Source organism: Neotabrizicola sp. VNH66, from assembly GCF_049445895.1.
GTDB lineage: Bacteria > Pseudomonadota > Alphaproteobacteria > Rhodobacterales > Rhodobacteraceae > Pseudogemmobacter.
The window spans coordinates 73,897-94,433 of record NZ_JBMSDW010000004.1; the positions used below are offsets into that span (position 1 = coordinate 73,897).

At 67.1% G+C, this 20,537-nt stretch carries 18 protein-coding genes; 10 read left to right on the forward strand and 8 right to left on the reverse strand.

The window, feature by feature from the left end; all coding sequences use genetic code 11:
• Window positions 1–5: 5 nt before the first annotated feature.
• Window positions 6–1,499: an ABC transporter substrate-binding protein gene (locus ACO2Q5_RS07255; RefSeq protein ID WP_423289418.1), complete on the reverse strand. Its 1,494-nt coding sequence runs from the start codon at window positions 1,497–1,499 to the stop codon at window positions 6–8.
• Between the two features lie 27 nt (window positions 1,500–1,526).
• Window positions 1,527–2,408: a DMT family transporter gene (locus ACO2Q5_RS07260; RefSeq protein ID WP_423289420.1), complete on the reverse strand. Its 882-nt coding sequence runs from the start codon at window positions 2,406–2,408 to the stop codon at window positions 1,527–1,529.
• A gap of 239 nt (window positions 2,409–2,647) precedes the next feature.
• On the opposite strand from ACO2Q5_RS07260, the gene ACO2Q5_RS07265 reads away from it, so the two are divergent.
• The 5 genes from ACO2Q5_RS07265 (at window position 2,648) to ACO2Q5_RS07285 (ending at window position 7,846) form a co-directional block, all read left to right on the forward strand.
• Window positions 2,648–3,835, forward strand: a complete 1,188-nt coding sequence (locus tag ACO2Q5_RS07265; RefSeq protein WP_423289422.1) for a sialidase family protein — start codon at window positions 2,648–2,650, stop codon at window positions 3,833–3,835.
• Complete coding sequence (pdxA, locus tag ACO2Q5_RS07270; protein WP_423289424.1) at window positions 3,832–4,782, forward strand: 4-hydroxythreonine-4-phosphate dehydrogenase PdxA; 951 nt, start codon at window positions 3,832–3,834, stop codon at window positions 4,780–4,782. Before ACO2Q5_RS07265 ends, pdxA begins: the two co-directional genes overlap by 4 nt.
• Window positions 4,779–5,696 carry a dihydrodipicolinate synthase family protein gene (locus ACO2Q5_RS07275; RefSeq protein ID WP_423289427.1) on the forward strand — a complete coding sequence of 306 codons (918 nt, stop codon included), beginning with the start codon at window positions 4,779–4,781 and terminating at the stop codon, window positions 5,694–5,696. Before pdxA ends, ACO2Q5_RS07275 begins: the two co-directional genes overlap by 4 nt.
• Window positions 5,693–6,814, forward strand: coding sequence for an iron-containing alcohol dehydrogenase (locus ACO2Q5_RS07280; protein ID WP_423289430.1), 1,122 nt, complete (start codon window positions 5,693–5,695; stop codon window positions 6,812–6,814). The genes ACO2Q5_RS07275 and ACO2Q5_RS07280 overlap by 4 nt, the downstream gene beginning before the upstream one ends.
• A gap of 156 nt (window positions 6,815–6,970) precedes the next feature.
• A complete protein-coding gene (locus ACO2Q5_RS07285) occupies window positions 6,971–7,846 on the forward strand; it encodes an SRPBCC domain-containing protein (RefSeq protein ID WP_423289433.1) in 876 nt (291 codons plus the stop codon).
• An 87-nt stretch (window positions 7,847–7,933) separates the two neighbouring features.
• Here ACO2Q5_RS07285 and ACO2Q5_RS07290 read toward each other — a convergent pair whose 3' ends face one another.
• From ACO2Q5_RS07290 to ACO2Q5_RS07300, 3 genes are all read right to left on the reverse strand, one after another.
• Window positions 7,934–8,674, reverse strand: coding sequence for a FadR/GntR family transcriptional regulator (locus tag ACO2Q5_RS07290; RefSeq protein ID WP_423289436.1), 741 nt, complete (start codon window positions 8,672–8,674; stop codon window positions 7,934–7,936).
• The gene (locus ACO2Q5_RS07295; protein ID WP_423289438.1) at window positions 8,671–9,684 is read right to left on the reverse strand and encodes a four-carbon acid sugar kinase family protein; all 1,014 of its coding nucleotides are present in this window, start codon (window positions 9,682–9,684) and stop codon (window positions 8,671–8,673) included. The genes ACO2Q5_RS07290 and ACO2Q5_RS07295 overlap by 4 nt, the downstream gene beginning before the upstream one ends.
• Window positions 9,685–9,786: 102 nt before the next feature.
• Entirely contained in the window at window positions 9,787–10,737 is a 951-nt protein-coding gene (locus tag ACO2Q5_RS07300; protein WP_423289440.1) for an L-threonylcarbamoyladenylate synthase, read from the reverse strand.
• Between the two features lie 102 nt (window positions 10,738–10,839).
• Between ACO2Q5_RS07300 and ACO2Q5_RS07305 the strand changes: the two genes are divergently transcribed.
• Both ACO2Q5_RS07305 and ACO2Q5_RS07310 read left to right on the forward strand, forming a co-directional pair.
• Window positions 10,840–12,540 (forward strand): acyl-CoA dehydrogenase, encoded by a 1,701-nt coding sequence (locus tag ACO2Q5_RS07305; RefSeq protein WP_423289442.1) that lies wholly within the window; start codon window positions 10,840–10,842, stop codon window positions 12,538–12,540.
• A gap of 582 nt (window positions 12,541–13,122) precedes the next feature.
• On the forward strand, window positions 13,123–13,596 hold the full coding sequence (locus ACO2Q5_RS07310) for a peptidoglycan-binding domain-containing protein (protein ID WP_423289444.1): 474 nt from the start codon (window positions 13,123–13,125) through the stop codon (window positions 13,594–13,596).
• A 22-nt stretch (window positions 13,597–13,618) separates the two neighbouring features.
• Here the strand turns inward: ACO2Q5_RS07310 and ACO2Q5_RS07315 are convergent, their stop codons facing one another.
• On the reverse strand, window positions 13,619–15,550 hold the full coding sequence (locus ACO2Q5_RS07315; protein WP_423289446.1) for a DUF3857 domain-containing protein: 1,932 nt from the start codon (window positions 15,548–15,550) through the stop codon (window positions 13,619–13,621).
• A 117-nt stretch (window positions 15,551–15,667) separates the two neighbouring features.
• On the opposite strand from ACO2Q5_RS07315, the gene ACO2Q5_RS07320 reads away from it, so the two are divergent.
• The 3 genes from ACO2Q5_RS07320 (at window position 15,668) to ACO2Q5_RS07330 (ending at window position 18,758) form a co-directional block, all read left to right on the forward strand.
• A complete protein-coding gene (locus tag ACO2Q5_RS07320; protein WP_423289448.1) occupies window positions 15,668–16,204 on the forward strand; it encodes an RNA polymerase sigma factor in 537 nt (178 codons plus the stop codon).
• On the forward strand, window positions 16,201–18,273 hold the full coding sequence (locus tag ACO2Q5_RS07325; protein ID WP_423289450.1) for a vWA domain-containing protein: 2,073 nt from the start codon (window positions 16,201–16,203) through the stop codon (window positions 18,271–18,273). The genes ACO2Q5_RS07320 and ACO2Q5_RS07325 overlap by 4 nt, the downstream gene beginning before the upstream one ends.
• 86 nt (window positions 18,274–18,359) lie before the next feature.
• Window positions 18,360–18,758 (forward strand): hypothetical protein, encoded by a 399-nt coding sequence (locus ACO2Q5_RS07330; RefSeq protein WP_423289452.1) that lies wholly within the window; start codon window positions 18,360–18,362, stop codon window positions 18,756–18,758.
• Between the two features lie 315 nt (window positions 18,759–19,073).
• On the opposite strand, the gene ACO2Q5_RS07335 is transcribed toward ACO2Q5_RS07330, so the two are convergent.
• Both ACO2Q5_RS07335 and ACO2Q5_RS07340 read right to left on the reverse strand, forming a co-directional pair.
• On the reverse strand, window positions 19,074–19,547 hold the full coding sequence (locus tag ACO2Q5_RS07335) for an Hsp20 family protein (protein WP_423289454.1): 474 nt from the start codon (window positions 19,545–19,547) through the stop codon (window positions 19,074–19,076).
• Window positions 19,548–19,685: 138 nt separating this feature from the next.
• On the reverse strand, window positions 19,686–20,498 hold the full coding sequence (locus ACO2Q5_RS07340; protein ID WP_423289456.1) for a trypsin-like serine peptidase: 813 nt from the start codon (window positions 20,496–20,498) through the stop codon (window positions 19,686–19,688).
• Between the last annotated feature and the right edge of the window lie 39 nt (window positions 20,499–20,537).

The following is a 20,537-nucleotide window of genomic DNA, read 5'->3' on the forward strand; positions in this document are numbered from 1 at the left end:
GACGCTTATTTGAACTTGATGTCCGAGAGCGGCAGCATCGAGTTGGTGGCCATGGTGGGCGCCCAGTCAAGACGCTCGGCCACGCGGGAGAAGCTGACCATGTGGAACAGCAGGACATCGGCGACGACTTCGTCGTGCAGATAGGCCTGAAGCTCTTTCCACAGAGCGGCCCGCTCGTCGCCGGTCGCGGCCTGCGCCCGGTTGATCAGGTCATCGACCTTCGGGTCCGAGATGCCGGACTGACGGCCGTCCGAGGCATATTTGAAGTACATCGAGAAGGACGGATCGCCTTTCGAATTGTCATGCATCGCGGTGACCAGCTGCGGGCCCCGGCCTTCGGGATAGGGCTTCGAATAGATCCCTTCGAATTCCGCCACTTCGTAGAACTTCACCTCGACGGTCAGGCCGACATCCTGCAGCATCTGCTGGATGGCTTCCAGAATTTCCACGTTGTTCGGGAAGTTCGCGGTGCGCCCGACGATCGTGATCGGGGTGTCGACCGGCACGCCTTCGGCCTTGGCCTCTTCCAGCAGCGCCTTGGCGCCGTCGGGATCATAGGCCCAGACCTTGACATCAGGGTTCCAGCCCAGCGTCGGCGGCGGGTAGACGGCGGTGGCCAGAAGCGTTCCTTCGGGCACCAGCGTGCCAAGGAAGGCCTCGCGGTCGATGGCCATGTTCACGGCCTTGCGGACGCGCACATCGTCGAAGGGTTTGATCGTGGTATCGGGCCGCATGTAGACGGTTTCCGAATCCAGATAGGAGAAATCCGTCGCCGCATTGGTGGCATCCAGCGCCGAGATCGACGGCGCGATATCCGCCTCGCCGGTGGCGACCATGGCAGCACGGACGGCCGGATCGGCGCGGAACAGATAGGTGGCGGTGGTCACGGCGGGCTTGTCGCCCCAATAGTCATCGCGGGCGGTCAGCACGATCTGCTGGCCCGGGGTCCATTCGGTCAGCGCGAAGGGGCCGGTGCCGACGGGTTCGCGGATGAACTCGACCGGGGTTTCCTCGGGAACGATGGTCAGCAGCGTCAGCAGCAGCGGCAGGATCGGCTGCACCGGGTCCGCCTTGAAGTCGATGGTGTAGTCATCCACCACTTCCGCCGAAACGGTCATGCCGCCGAAATAGCGCGGCACTTCGCAGGTGATCGCCGGATCCATGGCGCGGTCGAACGAATGCTTCACGTCCTTCGCGTCAAAGGTCGTGCCGTCCGAGAAGGTCACGCCCTGACGCAGGACGAACCGCCACGACCCGTCCTCGTTCTGGGTCCAGCTTTCGGCCAGCTTCGGCTGCAGGCCGGTGCCACCCTTGATGTCCAGATAGGTCAGCGTCTCGTTGATGTTCTGCATGGTGATCCGGCCCACGTTGGACCGGGTGGCCATGCAGGGCTCCAGCACGTCGGCCTCTTCGTTCAGGACGATCTTCACGTCCTGCGCAAAGGCCGGGGACATCGCCGTGGCTGTCGCCAGCGCGCCCCAGAGCAAAGTCTTCTTCATGTTCTCTCTCCTCCCGTTTTATCGGATTCAGTCAGGTTTCCGCGCCCGCCCGGAGGCGCGCGAGGCAATCAGGGCCGCGGCACAGATCAGCCCGCCGCCCACCCAGGTGCTGGCCCGCGCCGTTTCGGAAAACAGCATCCAGGCCATCAGGGCGATCAGCGGCAGCCGCAGGAAATCGACCGGCGCCACGATCGAGGCATCGGCCAGGCTGAAGGCATGGGTCATCAGCGCCATGCAGATGGCCCCCAGCACGCCCTGCAGCGCCAGAAGGCCGAATTCGTGAAGCGTGGGCGTCGTCCAGACCGGCAACGCGACCAGCGCGGCCATCGGCACGGTCAGGAACAGGTTCCAGATCACCAGCGTCGCGGTACTGTCGCCCGAGGACATGGATTTCAGCATCAGCTGGATCACCGCCTGCATGATCGCGCCGGACAGGGCAAAGCCGATGGCCCATGTCAGCCCGGTGCCCGCAGGCCCCGCCACCACCAGCGCGCCAGCGAAGCCCACCGCGATTGCCAGGATCCGCAGCGCCCCCAGACGCTCTCCCAGCATAAAGGCTGCGCCGATCACCACGAAAACGGGTGAGGTGAAGGCAATGGCCGTCACATCGGTCAGCGGGCCGATGGCAAAGGCCGCGAAGAAGGCGATCAGCGCCACCAGCTTCAGCCCCGCCCGCAGCGCATGCTGCCGGACCGGATAGACACTGCGGAGCAGAGACGGCCGCCAAAGCGCCAGAGGCAGCACCGCCAGCGCCCCGAAGGCCGCCCGGAAAAAGCCGATCACGAAAGGATGCACGCCGCCATTCAGCGCCCGCACGATGGCCGCATCCACGGCAGACAGGCAGGCGCCCATGGCAGCCAGCCCGACCGCCAGAAGCGCGGATTGTCCGGTTGTCCCGGTGCGGGTCATGCAGTCCTCCGATTCCGGGACCCTCCATCCCGTGAGACCAAATTGAGGTCTGGGACAAAGTTTGTCAATCCAAGATTACCTGTAACGGCGTGGGACAGTTTTATACGGACATAACACAATGATTTTACGTTATTTTTTTTGACTTCAATCTATCATCTCATTAAAAACAACATCCTTCAACTTGACAACTTTGTGTTTTTCCGGCTCGATGGCCTCCAGTTTTCGCTTGGGAGGGCGACATGACCCCGTCCGATATCGCCGCCGCCATGACCGGCATCCTGCAACCCGCTGGCAATGGGGCCGTTTCCGCGCTTCTGCCCTCGCCCAAGGTGCAGAATCACGCCGCCTTCCTGCATCTCTGCCCCGATGGCGCGCTGATCTGCGCGTGGTTCGGCGGCACGCTGGAGGGGAAGTCGGACATCTCGATCCACGCCTCGGTCCTGCTGCCGGGCGCAGCGGAATGGGGACCGGCGCAGGTGCTGAGCCACGACCCCGACCATTCCGAACAGAACCCGGTGATCTTTGCCGCACCCGACGGCAAACTGTGGCTGTTCCACACCTCGCAGCCCTCGGGCAATCAGGATGAATGCCGCATCCGCATGGCACGGCTGTCGCGCGAAGGCGCCACGGTAACGGCAGAGGAAGGCCGCTATCTGGACCTGCCGCGCGGCTGTTTCGTCCGGGCGCCGGTTGTGGTGCGCGACGATGGCGCCTGGCTGCTGCCGATCTTCCGCTGCGTGCAGCGCCCCGGACAGAAATGGAACGGCAGTCATGACACCGCGAATGTCGGCGTGTCGAAGGACAATGGCGCGAGCTGGGTGCTGGAGGATGTGCCCGCGTCCATCGGGTCGGTACATATGAGCCCGGTCGATCTGGGCGATGGTCGTCTGGCCGCCTTCTATCGCCGCCGTCAGGCCGATTTCGTTCACCGTTCGGACAGCACGGATGGCGGGCGCACATGGGCCGCGCCGGTGGCGACCGACCTGCCGAACAACAATTCCTCAATCGCCGCGATCCGGCTGGCGGATGGCCGCGTGGCCGTGATCGGCAACCCGGTCAATGCCGCCATGTCGTCTGACCGCCGCGCCTCGCTGTATGACGAGCTGGGCGAAGATGATGCCCGGCCCGATGCTGACCCGACCGGCGGCTGCGTGCCGGTCTGGGGCGTGCCGCGCGCGCCGGTCACCGTCTCGGTCTCCGAGGACGGCGGTCAGACCTTCCCGCTGCGCCTGCTGGTGGAAGACGGGCCGGGCACCTGCACCTCGAACGACAGCCTCGACGGGCGGAACAAGGAAATGTCCTATCCCTGGCTGCTGGAAGGACCGGATGGCGCGCTGCATCTGGCCTATACCTACCACCGCCGCGCCATCAAATATGTCCGGCTGGCGCCGGGCTGGACCGCATCCCTGACGGAGACCCGCGCATGAGCGACATCATCGGCATCACCATGGGCGACCCCGCCGGTGTCGGACCAGAAATCAGCGTCAAGGCGCTGGCGGGCATGTCCGCCGAAGACAAGGCCCGGACCCGGATCTACGGCAACCGCGCCACGCTGGAGGCCGCGAAGGCCGCGGTCGGCGTGGAGGTCGATCTGGACGGCCACGTCGTCAACATCGACTATGACGGCGCCCCGCTGCCCTGGGGCCAGCTGTCCCCCGTCGCGGGCGATGCCGCGTTCAAATTCATCGAGAAGGCCGTCCGCGACGCCGAGGCGGGTGAAATCGGCTGCATCGTCACCGCGCCGATCAACAAGGAGGCGCTGAACCTTGCGGGCCACCATTACGACGGCCACACCGGCATGCTGCGCAGCCTGACCAATGCGAAAGCAGCCTATATGCTGCTCGCCTCGGACCGGCTGAAGGTGATCCACGTCTCCACCCATGTCTCGCTGCAAGAAGCGATCCGGCGCTCCACGACCGAGCGGGTGCTGGCCACGATCCGCGCCGGGAACAACCATCTGAAGCGCATCGGCATTGCCGCCCCGCGCATCGCCGTGGCGGGGCTGAACCCGCATTGCGGCGAAAACGGGCTGTTCGGCACCGAGGATATGGAACAGCTGGTGCCCGCCGTTGCGCTGGCGCGCGAGGAAGGGATCGACGCCCACGGCCCGATCTCGGCCGATACGGTGTTCCACCGCGCCTATAACGGCGCCTTCGATCTGGTGATCGCGCAATATCACGATCAGGGCCATATCCCGATCAAGCTGGTGGCATTCGACGATGCGGTGAACGTCTCGGTCGAACTGCCGATCGACCGCACCTCGGTCGACCACGGCACCGCTTTCGACATCGCCGGCAAGGGCATCGCCAATCACGGCAACATGCTGTCCGCCATCGCCTATGCCCGCAAACTGGTTTCGGGAGGAACGAAATGAGCTTCGCCATTCAGGGCGTCTATTGCGCCGCCGCCACCCCGCTGAAATCCGACGGCACGCCCGATCTGGACCTGTTCGGCAAACACACCAAGGCGCTGATCGACGAAGGCTGCCACGGCATCGCCATGCTCGGCTCCACCGGTGAGGCGAACAGCTTCGGCGTGCGCGAGCGGATGGATCTGGTCGATGCCGCGCTGAAAGGCGGCACGCTTCCCGAACAGCTTATCCCCGGCACCTCCTCCTGCGCGGTCACGGATGCGGTCGAAATGACCCGCCACGCCGTGCAGGCCGGGGTGAAGGGCGTGGTCCTCCTCCCGCCCTTCTACTACACCGCCTTTTCGGACGAGAGCCTGTTCCGCTTTTACGCCCAGATCATCGAAAAGGTGAACGATGACCGGCTGAAGATCGTCCTCTACCACATCCCGCTGCTGACCGGCGTCCCGATCAGCCATTCCCTGATCGAGATGCTGGTCAAGGCATTCCCCGACACGGTCGTGGGCATCAAGGACTCGGACGGCAAGATCGAGAACATGCATGCGATCTCGGCCCGCTTCCCGGGTTTTGGCGTGCTGGCCGGGGCTGACCCGCTGCTGCTGCCGGTGCTGCAGGGCGGCGGTGCGGGCTGCATCACCGCCAGTTCGAACGTCGTCGCGCGCGAGCTGCGGGTGGTCTATGACCACTGGAACAACCCGGTCAAGGCGGATGAGGTCAAGGCCGCGCAGGACGTGATCGTCGCCTGGCGCAACCTGACGAACAGCTACACCCAACTGCCCACCGTCAAGACCATGCTGGCCAAGCGCCGGGGTGACATGGGCTGGCTGAACGTGCACCCGCCCTTCTCGCCCCTGTCGCGGGAAGAAGCCGAGAAGGTCTGGGCCACGATGGACCGGCTGGAAGCAGGTGAACCGGCATGAGCCTGTCGCGCATCATCACGCTCCACCAGCCGAAGCGGCTGGAGATCGGCGCAAACGCCAGCGCCCGTGTCGGCGACTGGGCCGCGGACGCCGCCCGCATCTTCGTGCTGGCCACCCCGCACACCGCGGGCTTCGTGGATCGTCTGGGCCTGAAGGGCAGCGTCACCGTCTTCGACGCCATCCCGGGTGAGCCGGACATCATTACCTTCGACAGCGCGATGACTGCGGCCAAGACCGCCCGCCCCGATCTGGTCATCGGTCTGGGCGGCGGCTCGGTCATGGATGTGGCGAAGCTGGTCGCCGCGATGTGGGACGGCAGCCAGACGCTGGCCGATGTGGCCGGGCCGAACAAGGTGGCCGGGCGGCGCAGCCGTCTGGTGCAGATCGCCACCACCGCCGGCACCGGGTCCGAGGCCGGCATCCGCGCGCTGATCACCGATCCGGGCAAGGGCAACAAGATCGCGGTCGAAAGCCCGCATCTGATCGCCGATCTGGCGGTGCTGGACCCGGTCCTGACCTTCTCTGTCCCCCCCGCCGTCACCGCCGCGACCGGGATCGACGCCATGGCGCATTGCGTCGAGGCCTTCACCAACAAGAATGCCCATCCGGTGATCGACGGCTATGCCCGGATGGGCATTGATCTGGTCGGCAAATACCTTGTCCGCGCCGTGCGCGACGGACAGGACACCGAAGCGCGCGAAGGCATGATGCTGGCCAGCTTCTACGGCGGCATCTGCCTTGGCCCGGTGAACACCGCCGCCGGTCATGCGCTGGCCTATCCCTTGGGCACGCTCCTGCACCTGCCGCACGGCCTCGCCAATGCGATCATCTTCCCGCATGTGCTGGCCTTCAACGAAAGCGTGGCCGCGGCCAAGACCGCCGAAGTGGTGGGCTTTCTGGGCCTTGCCGACCGCGCCGCGGATGAGGGGCTGCAAAAGGCCGCCCATGGCTTCTGCGCCGATCTGGGGGTAGAGATGCAGCTGTCGAAGAACGGCGCGACCGAGGACCAGCTGCCGCGTTTTGCCGAAGACGCCCATGCCATCCGCCGCCTGATGGACAACAACCCGCGCGAGATGAGCGTGGAGGACGTGCTCTCCCTCTATCGCGCCGCGTTCTGAAACAGACTGAACCGGACCTCTGACGGCGCCTTCGGGCGCCGTTTTCCTTTGCGCAAACCAAAGCTGCGGATGCCGAAAACTTGGTCTTGCCCGCCGAAGATACCGCGATATAGTTAGACGAAACGCTAAGCATTTTCGCCCCCGGAGGACCGCCCCATGCGCAACGGCTTTGCCACCCTCAGCTTCGAACGGCAGATCGCAGCCCCGGTCGCCACGCTCTGGCAGGCCTGGACCGCCCCCGCCGCCCGCGCCGTCTGGGCCGCGCCCTCACCCGCGGTCACCGTCGAATTCCTGGAGGCCGACACCCGCATCGGCGGCCGCGAAATCTCGCTCTGCAAGGTCGAGGGCCAGCCCGACATCAGATGCGAGGCGGGTTGGCTGGATTTGCAACCCGCACAACGCAGCGTGGCTTACGAGGTGATTTCGACCGCCGGCGTGGTGCAGTCCACCGCGCTCGTCACCGCCGAAATGGCCGCCGAGGGCGAGGGCAGCCGCCTGACCGTCACGGTGCAACTCTCCTCTCTCGCCGCGGATATGGAGGCGGGCTACCGGCAGGGCTTCAACGCGGGCCTCGACAATCTGGCCGGTGTGGCCGACCGGACCATGATCCTGCAACGCCGCATCCGCGCCCGCCGCGCGAAAGTCTGGCGCGCCTGGACCAGCCCGGAGACCCTGCCGCAATGGTGGGGGCCGGACGGATTTTCCTGCCGGACACAGCGCATCGACCTGCGCACCGGCGGCGAATGGGTCTTTGACATGATCGCACCGGACGGCACGGTCTTTCCCAACCACCACCTCTATCACCTGATCCACCCCAAGGACCGGCTGCATTATGCACTCCTGTGGGGCGAAAACGGCCCGAAACACGCCGATGCCTGGGCCGCCTTCGAAGATGACGGCGATGCGACGCGGGTGACACTGGGCATGGTCTTCTCAACCAAAGCCGAGTTTCAGGAGGCCAAAGGCTTTGGCGCGGTGGAACTGGGCCAGCAGACGCTGGGCAAACTTGCCCGTTTCATCGGCGCGGACTAAGGCGCAGACTGACTCTGCCCCTTTCCAGTTTGTCCAAATATCCCGGGGGAGTCGCGGCACGCGACGGGGGCAGCGCCCCCTGCGCGCTCAGCCCGGCAGACCTTCCGCCTCGGTCTCGGGCCTGCGACGTTCGAACAGCCGCTCGCGCGATCCCAAGAGGTGCTCCCGCATCAGATCGCGTGCGCGGTCGCCGTCATGGCCGCGGATCGCTTCGAAAATCGCGCTGTGCTCTCCGAACACCCGCATCAGCCCCGAGGCCTCGCGCTTGACCGAGGCGCCGTGGAACCGCATGCCCACGGCGATATGGTCCTTCAGCGCCTGCATCGCGGTGGAAAAATAGCTGTTCTCCGACGCATTCGCGATGGCCAGATGGAACTGGAAATCGGCATCCTCGCGGTGGCTTTGCCGGTTGGTCGCATCCCGCATCAGATCCAGCGCGCCGGCAATCGCCGCCAATGACGCCTCGTCATGGCGGTCGGCGGCCAGCGCCGCCGCCTCCGGCTCCATCGTGATGCGAAATTCGTAGCAGTTCAGCAGGTCTGAGACATTCTCCAGTTGGCCAAAGCCAAGCGGCTGCTTCAGCCCGATGGAGCGGACGAAACTGCCCGAACCCTGCCGCGAATAGATCAGCCCCTGATCGCGCAGCCGCTTCAGCGCCTCGCGCACGATGGGGCGCGAGACCTCGAATTCCGCCGCAAGGTCATGTTCGGTGGGCAGCCGCTCATCCGGGCGGTAGGCCCCGGATTTGATCGCCCGCTGCATCCGGTCGAACACCACATCGGCCAGGCTTCTGCGCCCCTGTCCCGCCGCGCCCCCATTCACCATCATTCCTCCCCAGACAGAATGGCCGCCAGCCGCGTCAGCGTGTCATCGCCGCCGAATCCGCCGGATTTCACGATGACCGCGCGGTCGCCTGCCATGGCCTGGGGCACGCCGGGCAGCACCTCTCCCACCAGACGGACAGGGCCAAGCGCCATCGCATCGGTCACAGCCTCGGCCGTGGCACCGCCGGTCAGGAACAGCGCCTCTGCGCCTTCGGTCAGCGCGGGATGCACCCCTTCGGCCAGCGCGGCAGAAACCGCCTCTCCGGTCGTGACCACCTCTCCCGGCAAAGCCTGCACCAGCGTCAGCGCCGCGCAGGGCCGCCGGTCCGCCAGCATGCCGTTCGGTGCGCCGCGCCAATCCGCCCCTTTGGCCCGCAAGGCCTGCACCTGTGCGACCGTGATCGGATCGCGGGACCCTACCACCATCAGCGCCCGGCCCGCCGCAGGACGCGGGGCCAAAGCCGCGGCCTGCCCGGTCATCGCCCGGGCCAAGGCCTCGGCCAGACCGCGCGCACCGACCAGAAGCGCCCCCGCGGGGGCCGCGGCCAAGGCTGCGTCCATCTCCTCCGGCGTGGCGGTGTCGGGGACAATCGCCCGCACGGCCAGATCGCCCAGCACGGCTGCCACCGGGATCGGCGTATCGACGCCAAAGCCCACGACCGCCCCGCCCGCGACCACCCGGCCGAAATCCGGGATTGCCGGGGCCACCAGCAGCGCATCGGGTGACAGCGCCGCAAGCTCTGCCGCCACATGGCCTTTCAGTCGCGAATCCACCTTCTTGAAGACCTGCGCAGCGGGCGGCAGAAAGGCCGCCACCTGAACCATCCGGGCCACCGCCTCCGCCGCCGGGATTTCGCGCGAACGGGTGCTGACCGCCACCACCCCCGCCCCCGAGGCCAGCGCCGCCGGCAGATCCTCGGGCCGCAGGGCAACCATGGTCTGCAGCCCGCGCCCGGCAAAGGGGGCGGCGGCATCGAAGGCCCCGGTCAGATCGTCGGCGATGATGCAAAGCAAAGGGTTGCGCCCCGAATTGTAAACAAATTGGAAAGCCGGCAGAGCGCCGGATACAATGATAATCCTACATTTTTGCCATATTCGACAACAACAAAATGCAAATCAGCGCGGGGCGGCGGCACGTCTCAGCCGGTCATTGATCGCCCGGCCCAGACCCGTCTCGGGCACCGGGGCAAAGGCGATGCGGCCCTCGGGCCCGGCCAGCAGATCGGCCTCGCGCAGGATGTGAAACAGGTTCGCCGCCGCCTCCACCAGATTCCCCTCGGAAGACAGGGTGAGGTCGCCCAGAACCGGACCGAAGCCCACGAGGATTTCCCCCGTTTCCGCCGCCCGCGCCTCAAGCCGAACCGCGGCGCCCGGTGCGTAATGCGAGGCCAACTGCCCGGGCGCACTGGGCTTTTCCGCCGATCCGCCGATGGCCAAGGGCTGCCCCAGCAGCGCCTCCAGCGCCTCGGCCGGCACTCCGCCCGGTCGCAGCATCCGCGGCTCAGCCCCGTCCAGCCCAAGGATGGTAGATTCGACGCCCACCGCACAGGCCCCGCCATCGACTACGGCCGCGATCCGCCCCGTCAGGCCCGCCATCACATGCGCGGCCCGCGTCGGGGAAACCTTGCCGGACGGGTTGGCCGACGGCGCCGCCACCGGTCCACCGAAGGCTGTCAACAAAGCGCGCGCCACCGGATGTGCAGGCACCCGCAGCGCCACCGTGTCCAACCCTGCCGTCACCAGCGGCGATACACCCGCCCCCGGCCGCAAGGGCAGCACCAAGGTCAGCGGCCCGGGCCAGAAGGCCGCCGCCACCGTCCGCGCGCGATGATCAAAGACCGCAATCCGCTCCGCCGCAGCCAGATCGGGCAGGTGCACGATCAGCGGATTGAACCGCGGCCGGCCCTTCGCCTCAAAGATGCGGGCCACGGCCGTGTCCGACCGCGCATCCCCGCCAAGGCCATAGACCGTCTCGGTCGGAAACGCGACAAGACCGCCCGCGGCCAACAGCGCCGCGGCGCGGGCAAGCCCGGCATCATCGGCCGCAAGAAGTTCGGTCTGATCCATGACGCAGCGTCCGTCTTGCAGGGAAAGGCATCTTGACTAGCCTTGCGCCATATTTGACGGATCGCCCGCCGACAATACCCGCCGACCAGCCGGAGTTATGGAATGACCGCCCGCGCCCCCCTTGATGACATGCGTTTCATCCTGAATCACGTCGTGGATTTCGCCGATGTCGCCGGGACCGACCGTTTTGCCGACGCCACGCCGGATACGGTGACCGCCATCCTGACCGAGGCCGCGCGGATGACCGATGCCGCCGTGGCCCCCCTGGACCGCGCGGGCGACCTGACCCCGGCCCGGCTGGAAAACGGCAAGGTCCGCGCCTCTCCCGGCTATGACAAGGGCTATCGTGCCATTGCCGAAGGCGGCTGGATCGGCGTCTCGGCCGGGCCGGAACATGGCGGCATGGGCCTGCCCCATACGCTGGCCACCTGCGTGAATGAGATGCTGGCGGGCGCCTGCCTTGCGCTGCAACTGAAGCCCCTGCTGACACAGGGCCAGATCGAGGCGCTGGAACATCACGCCAGCGACGATCTGAAGGCGCTGTATCTGCCCAGACTGATCTCGGGCGAATGGTCGGGCACGATGAACCTGACCGAACCGCAGGCCGGATCAGACGTGGGCGCGCTGCGGTCGACCGCGGTGCCCGATGGCGAGGGCACCTATGCGGTGAGCGGGCAGAAGATCTTCATCACCTGGGGCGACAGCGATCTGGTGTCGAACGTCTGCCATCTGGTGCTGGCCCGCCTGCCCGACGGCGCGCCGGGCACCCGCGGCATCAGCCTGTTCATGGTGCCGAAATTCCTGCCCGACGCCGCGGGCAACCCCGGCGTGGCGAACAGCCTGAAGGTCGTCAGCCTTGAGCATAAGCTGGGCATCCACGGCAGTCCGACCTGCGTCATGCAGTTCGACGGGGCCAAGGGCTGGCTGGTGGGCGCGCCGCACAAGGGCATGGCCGCGATGTTCACCATGATGAACAACGCCCGGCTGGGCGTCGGCATGCAGGGCGTGGGCGTGGCCGAGGCGGCGCTGCAAAAGGCGGTGGCCTATGCGGTGGACCGGGTGCAGGGCCCCACGGCCGAAGGCGTGCCCGGCATCATCGGCCATGCCGACGTGCGCCGCATGTTGGCCGAGGGACGGGCGCAGGTCTTTGCCGCCCGCGCCATCGGGCTGGCCTGCGCCAAGGCCATCGACATGGCAACCGCCACCGGGGATGCGCATTGGCAGGCTCGCGCCGCGCTGCTGACGCCGATTGCCAAGGCCTTCGGCACCGATACCGGGATCGAGATTGCCGATATGGGCGTGCAGGTCCACGGCGGCATGGGTTTCATCGAGGAGACCGGCGCGGCGCAATATCTGCGCGATGCCCGGATCACCGCGATCTATGAAGGCACCAACGGCATTCAGGCGATGGACCTGACCGGGCGCAAACTTGCCGACAATGGCGAGGCGGCGTTCCGGCTGATCCATGAGGTGGAACAGACCGCCGCCGCCGCCCGGGCTGCGCTGCCCGAACTGGCGACCGAGGTCTGGCAGGCGGCCGAGACGCTGCGCGAGGCGACAGAGGCGCTGCTGGCGATGGAGCTGAACGACCGTTTCGCCGGGGCGGTGCCCTATCTGCGGGCCTTCGCACTGGTCTTGGGCAGCCATGCCCATCTGAAGGCCGCGCTGGCCGATCCCGCCCGCCTGCCCGCGGCCCGGGTGATGATCCGCCGCCTGTTGCCCGCGCATGCGGCCCTCTTGGACCGCGCCCGCGAAGGCGCCGGGGATCTTTACGCCTTGTCCCCCGAAACGCTGGCAGGCTGATCAGAAGGCGCAGCCGCGCCAAAGGCGCGTCTGCACATTTGTGTCTCGGCTCTGGCCTGCGGCCAACCGCCTCGGCGTGATCGGGACGCACAGGCTGCGCATGACCGGCACAGGCTGGCGAGGCCGCCCTCTGAACGGGACGCCCGGGTCAGAACCACCGAAGCGCAGAACCTGATGGTTTCACGGCCCAAATCTGCGCGACCGAAAGGGCCAAACCGCCGCGCAGCCGAAGATCGCCCCCCGTGTGAGGGCCGTCAGCATGTCCCTGCACGACACCCGAATCGCAGCCTGACCGGACCTTTTTCCTGAACTGCACCGCCCCGCATGGACCTGCCGCCACGCCGGAAGGCGGGTCCCATAAACCTTCGGGGTCGTCCCCGCAGCCTTCGGCAAGACCTGGCCGATCTGACGCACCCCTCTGGAACCACAGAGAAAACAGGGTGTTATCCGATAACAACCGGGTGCTGGCCGCTAACGCTGCCGCGATTTTGCCTAGCGCGCCGGTCCTGCCCAAGTTGGCCTCATCGCCCCGGGATCTGCTCGCTGAACGGGGATCCAACCAAAGCGTGAAAGGAACTGGATATGCTGCCGAACGTGAAGAATACCGCCATCGCCGCCGTGGCCGCCCTGTCCGTGGCCGCCGCTGCCGCCCCCGCCATGGCCTGGGGCAAGAAGGAACAGGGCTTCGTCGCCGGGGTGGCCACGGCCATCATCGTGGACCAGCTGATCGAAGGCCACCGCGCCCGCAAAAAGCCCGCCCCGGTCTATGTGACGCCGACGCATCCCGGCCCGGTCTATGTCGAACCGGCGCCGACCTACCGCCCCTCGATCTACACCACCCCGGCCGCGCAGGCCTTCAAGAGCTACTCGCTGGGCGAGCGCAAGGCCATCCAGCGCAGCCTGCGCGCCTCGGGCTATTACTACGGTTCGATCGACGGCGTGTTCGGTCCCGGCACCTATAATGCCGTGACCTCCTATGCCTCGGCGGCCGGCGCCACGGGCAACCTGCGCACGACGGGCGGCGCCTTCGCCGTCTATGACGGGCTGCTGTTCTGATCCGGCATCGGATGTGGCCCCCTCAGGGCGCCACATCCCAGGTGAACCAGGTCGTCTCATAGACCTCGCGCCGATCCTTCAGCACCGCGGCCACCCCGGCCGCGGGCACATCCGCCCCGGTGCCCCGGTAATGCCAGTCCAGCACCATGGTGCCCGGCGCCTCTGCCTTCCCTTCCAGCCGGTAGCTGAAGGCCGGATTGTCCAGCCGCACCGCGGCGGGCGGGGTGAAGTCGAAATCCAGCCCCGACACCTCGATCCGGTGGCGATAATCGCCGGGGTCCCCTGTCGCCATCGGGTTCAACCGCGGCTGGGGCAGCTTTTCCGGCATGGACGAGGCAAAGTCCTCGGTCGCGAAGGGAAAGGCCTTGTCCAGCCCCTCGTCGCGCAAGGCCATGGGCGAAAGATAATAGCTTTCGCGCAGGATGATGAGGTTGGCGTCGCGGTCATCGGTCACTTCGATCTCGCGCACCACGGACAGGCCGGGCATCCGCTCGCGGTAATAGTCCAGATAGCCCTCTGTCAGGTCGCGCCGGGTTTCGTTGGCCACACGGTAGCGCATGGAATCCGCAGCCCCCGCCCGGTATTCCGAAGTCACCTCCAGAAACACCCCCAGCCCCGAGAACCGGTAACGTTCGGTCACGAAGGTGGACCATACCCGTTCCGGAGGGGCCGCCACCTCTTCCAGCGCGGCCTGACCCGCCCCGGTCAGCGGCAGCGCCCAGCCGTAATCCGGGGGTGTGGCATGATCCAGCGTCCCTGCCTGATGCGAGACCGTCGGGTCCAGCCAGTGCACCTGCCCGTCCAGCGCCATCCGCAGGATCATATGGTCAAAAACGCCGGGGGCGGGCACCTTCTGCGGCAATGCCCGGCCCTGATCCAGATCCGTCAGCGCCACGGCCGCGGCGATGCCCAGCCGGTCCAGCATCACCCGCAGGATCAACGCCTTTTCCTTGCAGTCGCCAAAGCCCGAACGGATGACCTCCTCCGGCAGGCGCGCGAAATAGCCACCCGCCCCCACCGAAAGCGAGGCATAGCGCAGCTCGTCCTGCACCATCCGCAGCGCCGCCACGGCACGCACCGCGGGATCCTCGCTCTCAGCGGCTATGGCGGCGACGCGCGCCTCCCACTCCGGGGTCAGCGGATAATCCGCGGCATAATAGGGCGTCAGCGCGGCGGATAACGTGCCCCAGTCGCGTTCCGAGGACAGCCGTAACACCGCACGCCCCCCGTCGCCCGCCGGAGCATAATCTTCCTCCCGCAGGGGCAGATGATGAAAGCGCTGGAATTCCAGACGCTGCGTGCCCCCGGGACCCGGCCCCTCCATCCGGGACACGCGGTCGGGCAGCGGCGCCATCACCTGCGGCCAGTCATCCGGCCAGAAGACCACCGTGCGTGACAGAACCATCGGCACCTGCCATTCCAGCACCGAAAACACCGAGGCGCCCGCATCGGGGATCGCGGGGCGGATCTCATAATGCGAGGCGTAATCCAGCACGTCCCCCACCCGCAGTCCCGGCACCTGAATCCAGTAGGTCAGCAGGCCATCGACGATGCCGTCTTCCAGCTGTTCCTCACGCCGCAGCACCTCGGGGACGACCTGCGCGCGCAGGTCGATCTCGCGCCCGTCGCGCAGGATCGCCAGCCGCGTCAGGGTCACGTTCTCGAAGGCGGGATCGAACTCCAGCTCGATCGTGGCCGCAGTCTCCAGCCCGGCGCGGTTCATCACCAGCATGGCATCACGCATGAATTCTTCGCGGACTTCGCCCTGAAAGCGGATCTGATGATCGGCCAGCAGGTAATGCAGCCCGCCCGTCGCCTCGGCCATCAGGGCCGGATCCTCGGGGGGAAGCGGCAGGATTTCCACCCAGTCCGGCGGATCGCTGCGGGCCAGTTCCTGCGCCAGCGCAGGTGGGGCAAAGACAAGACACAGAAGGGAAATCAGGAAATGCCGCATCACACCGAACCGCCAGAACGGGCCGAAGCCTAGGCCAGCCTCCGGGGCACGGCAAGGCAGGTCCGCCGCCGCGCCCAAGGATTGCCGGGCCGCCCGCGTCCAAGTAGCGTCATGCTGATGAACACGCCCGACGACATTCTGGCCCAAGCCGCCCGCGACGGAGACCGCGCCGCCTTTGCGACGCTGGTCGCGCGGCATTACGACCGCATCTTCGGATTGGCCTGGCGGCTGACCGGCAGCCGCGCCGATGCCGAGGATCTGGCGCAGGACATCTGCGCCGCCCTGCCGGTCAAGCTGTCGCACTGGCGGGGTGAGGCGAAATTCACCACATGGCTGTATCGTGTGGTGATGAACGCCGCCCATGATCTGCGCCGCCGTCAGGCGACCCGCGCCCGTGCCGCCGATGGCTGGGGCGACTGGGAGATCGCCCGTCAGGACGAGATTACAGCCGAGGCCGCGGCGCTGGACTGGCTGACCGCGGCGATGGCCCGGCTGTCGCCGGAGCTGCGCGACACGGTGGCGCTGGTTCTGGGCGAAGAGATGACGCAGGCCGAAGCCGGGCAGGTCCTTGGCCTGTCCGAAGGCACCATCGCATGGCGCATGTCCGAGGTGAAGAAACGGCTGCGCGCCATCGCGGCGGAGGAGGCGAAATGACCGACGATCTGGACGATCTGCGCCGCGCCCTGAAATCCGCCCCCGCCGCGGATGCCGCCGCGCGCGACCGGGCGCTGGCGCTGGCCATGGCGAATTTCGACCGGCTGCAGACCGCGACCCAAGGAACGCCGGATGCCGCGCGTCCGACAGAAGACCGCCCCGCCCGGGCGGGTTTTCTGAACGGAGTGCGTTCCATGCTGAATTTCATGACCCGCAGACCGACCCTTGCGGCCACCACCTCTGTTGCCGCGCTGGTGATCGGCGTGGCGGTGATCCTGCCTGTGACCGAAGGGCTGCGGCCCGGCCTGCCCCCCGTAGCCCCGCGGAGCGAGGCCCCCGCCGCCGCCCCTGCCGCCGGGACCGAAGCCGCCCCGGCTGTGCCTGAAACGGCGGCCAAGATGGCCCCGCCCGAGGCCGCGACCCCGATGGCGGACCCGGCCCCTGCCGATGCCCCGCCGATGGCCGAAGCCGAGGCTGCCCCGCCTGCCGCCAAAAGGGTCGCCGACGCCGATGCACCGGTCATCGCTCTGGCGCCCGAAGGCGGCGCCCCTGTCGATGACCGCGAGACCGCCGATATGGCCTATCTCGACGAAGGCGCGGCCCGCGCCCGCACCGGGGTTGTGGCCCCTGCGCCTTCGGTCGTGGTGGCGGAACCCGCGCCGCTGCCGCCCTTGGCTGACAACACCGAGGCCTATGCCAACGAAGACCCGAACCCGGTGAAGATCACCGCCGAGGAGCCGGTCTCGACCTTCTCGACCGATGTGGACACGGCAAGCTATGCGCTGGTCCGGTCCACGCTGGATATGGGCGTGCTGCCCATGCCCGATCAGGTCCGGATCGAGGAGATGGTGAACTATTTCCCCTATGCCTATCCCGCGCCGGAGGACGGGCAGGCGTTTTCCACCAGCGTGGCGGTGATGCCCACACCGTGGAATGCGGGCACGCAGCTGGTGACCATCGGGCTGCAGGGCGCGCTGCCCGCGGTGGCGGATCGCCCGGCCCTGAACCTTGTCTTCCTGATCGACACCTCCGGCTCGATGGAGGCGCCGAACAAGCTGGGCCTGCTGAAGCAATCGCTGGCGCTGATGCTGCCGGAACTGCGTCCTGAGGATCAGATCGCCATCGTGGCCTATGCCGGGTCGGCGGGCGTGGTGCTGGAACCGACCGTCGCCAAGGATGAGGCAAAGATCCTTGCCGCGCTGGACAGCCTGTCGGCCGGCGGCTCCACCGCCGGGGCCGAGGGGCTGGAACTGGCCTATCAGCTGGCCGAAGGCATGACGGCCGAGGGCGAGGTCAGCCGCATCCTTCTGGCCACCGATGGTGATTTCAACGTGGGCCTGTCCGATCCGGCAGGGCTGACGGATTACGTCGCCCGCAAACGGCAGGAGGGCACCTATCTCTCCGTCCTGGGCTTCGGACGCGGCAATCTGGACGATGCAACGATGCAGGCGCTGGCGCAGAACGGCAACGGGACGGCCAGCTATATCGACACCCTGTCCGAGGCGCGGAAGGTGCTGGTCGATCAACTGACCGGCGCGCTGTTCCCGATTGCCGATGATGTGAAGGTGCAGGTCGAATGGAACCCCGCCGAAGTGGCCGAATACCGGCTGATCGGCTATGAAACCCGCGCGCTGAAGCGCGAGGATTTCAACAATGACAAGGTGGACGCGGGTGAAATCGGCGCCGGGCTTCAGGTGACCGCGATCTATGAGATCACCCCCGTCGGTTCGGATGCCGTGCTGAACGATCCGCTGCGCTATGGCACCGCTGTGGCCGGGGGAGAGCCGGGAGAGCTGGGCTTTCTGCGGCTGCGGTGGAAGGCGCCGGGGGAAGACACCTCGGACCTGATCGAACGCCCCATCACCGGGGAGGAGCCCGCCACCGAAGACAGCCGCTTTGCCGCCGCCATCGCAGGTTTTGGCCAGCTGCTGCAAGGCTCGGTCTATCTGGGCAATTGGGGCTGGACCGAAGCGATCACGCTGGCGCAGGCGAACCGCGGTGACGATCCCTATGGCTACCGGATCGAAGCGGTGAACCTGATGCGGATGGCCCAGACGCTGGCGCGCTAGGGCGGCGCAACGCCGGACTTGACCGCAGATGCCGCCGCCGGAACACTGGCGGCGGTTGGTGTGGAAGATCGTCGATGCGCGTGTTCATGTCCCTTTTGCTCATGGCCGGTGTCCTGCTTCCGGCCCGCGCCGCCTTTTCGGATATCTGTGCCGCCTTCACCGGATCGGGCAGCGATGCAGTCGCCGTCTGCACGGAAGAACGCCACACCACCGTGTTTCCGGACGGCAGCGGGCGGGAGATGCAGATCGAGGTGACTGTCGATCCCGCGCAATGCGGGCGCATCGGGATCAGCTTCATGACGGGCGACGGGATGATCGCCGATACCGGACCGATGGCCCCGGGCGAGACGCTGAGCATCGGGGCATGGTCGATGGCCATGTATGGCATGACAGATTTCCACGTCTGGTATTCCGTCAGCTTCTATGACCCGCCCTGCGGCGATCCCGCCCGCCGCGAATGGCGGGCCACTGTCGGGGTCTGGTAGCTCCGTCCCCACTAGCCGAGACCGGGCGACTGCTTCCCCTGCGCTGCTCCGGCGCGAAACCGCACCACCGGGCCGGATGGGTCTTTCCTCTCCGGGTTCGCCTCTCCGCCGGACAAGAGATCCAGCCCGCCACGGGGCGGATCGGGGAAATCATGCCGCCGCGAGACACAAGCACCGGTTCCAGCGCTGTGCCCGGAGCGCAGGGCAAGATCGGCCGCTGGACCATAGATGCCCCTCCCGGACCGCAGGAATATCACAGCAAAAAGGGCGTCCCGGCGATGCGGGACGCCCTTCGTCAACCCGACAGGGAGGAGGTCAGTTGACGGTTTCGGCCGTGGCTTCCAGCGCAGGCGTCACGGCTTTGGCGCTGGCCGCAATCTCGATCCGGCGGGGCTTCATCGCCTCGGGGATTTCACGGACAAGATCAATGTGCAGCATGCCATTTTCATGGCTGGCGCCGGTCACGCGGACATGGTCGGCCAGCGCGAAGCGACGCTCGAACGCACGGGTGGCGATGCCACGATGCAGAAAGCTGCGCGGGGTCTCTTCGGCCGCCTTGCGGGCGGTCACAACAAGGCTGCCGTCCTTCACTTCGGCGGACAGCTCATCCGGGGTGAACCCGGCGACCGCGATCGAGATGCGATAGGCATTCTCGTCGGTCTTTTCGATATTGTAGGGCGGATAGCCGGGCTGGGCCACATCGGCCGAAAGCACACGGTCCATCAGATCGGCCACACGGTCAAAGCCGACAGTGGCACGGTACAGGGGGGCGAAGTCAAAGCTGCGCATGATCATCCTCGTCAAAGCGATGTTCGGTTGCCCTCCCCTTCAGGGGGCAGGGCGGGTTTACCGGACCCATCATGGCGCCCGGCGTGAGTATCATCTGGGAAGGCATTTGCGGGGTTTCAAGCCCCCGCCCTGTGACCTTCAGGGAGAGATGAACTTTGCCCCGCCGCCCGACGCGGCCCCGGCATCGCCGCCCGAGATCACCCGGACACCGGATGTGCTGCGATGCGCCTCGGATCCGGCGGCCAGCTCGGCGCGCAGCACGGACAGGCCGCGGTCCACCGGAACCGCCAGCGCCACCTTGCGCCCGCCATATTCCGCCTTGGCCGAAATAACCGAGACGACCTGAGCTGCCCCGTCGCGCAGCGCAAAGACCGGCGCGCCGGAGGAGCCGAAGTCGATATCGCAGCTCAGCACCAGCGCGCCCGAACCCGCGGCCAGAACGGCACAGTCGCGTTCGATCGCCGGCGCTTCGGAGCGGTCCATGGCGTAAGAGACGACGCTGACCGCCGCACCTTCCGCCGGGACGGCGCCGGTGGCAAAGGGCAAAAGCTGCGGCAGCAGGATGGGCTGGTCCAGCTCCAGCAGGGCAAGGTCATGGCCCACCCGTTCCAGCCGGTCTTCCCCGGCATAGACGTAATCGGGATGCGCCACAGACCTGCGGACCCCGCGATAGGCCTCGGCCCGGCCATTGCGCCAGCCCGCCCGGAAGGTGATCAGATCGTCGGGCACCCGCGCGCCCGTCTCCCGGTCATAAAGGCAATGCGCCGCGGTCAGCACCAGCTGCGGCTCGATCAGGGCGGCGGTGCAGAACCCCCGCTCCCCCAGCACCAGCTTGCCCACCCCCTGCCAGCCTTTGGCCGCATCGCCGGTCTGGAGGGCAACCAGCGCCCCCTCTTCCGCCCCTGCGGGCAAAGCGAACAGAAGGGCAAGGGCAAGGGTCAGACGGCGCAATCCGGGCCTCATCCAGCGGGCAATGCCCCCGGGGGCTAG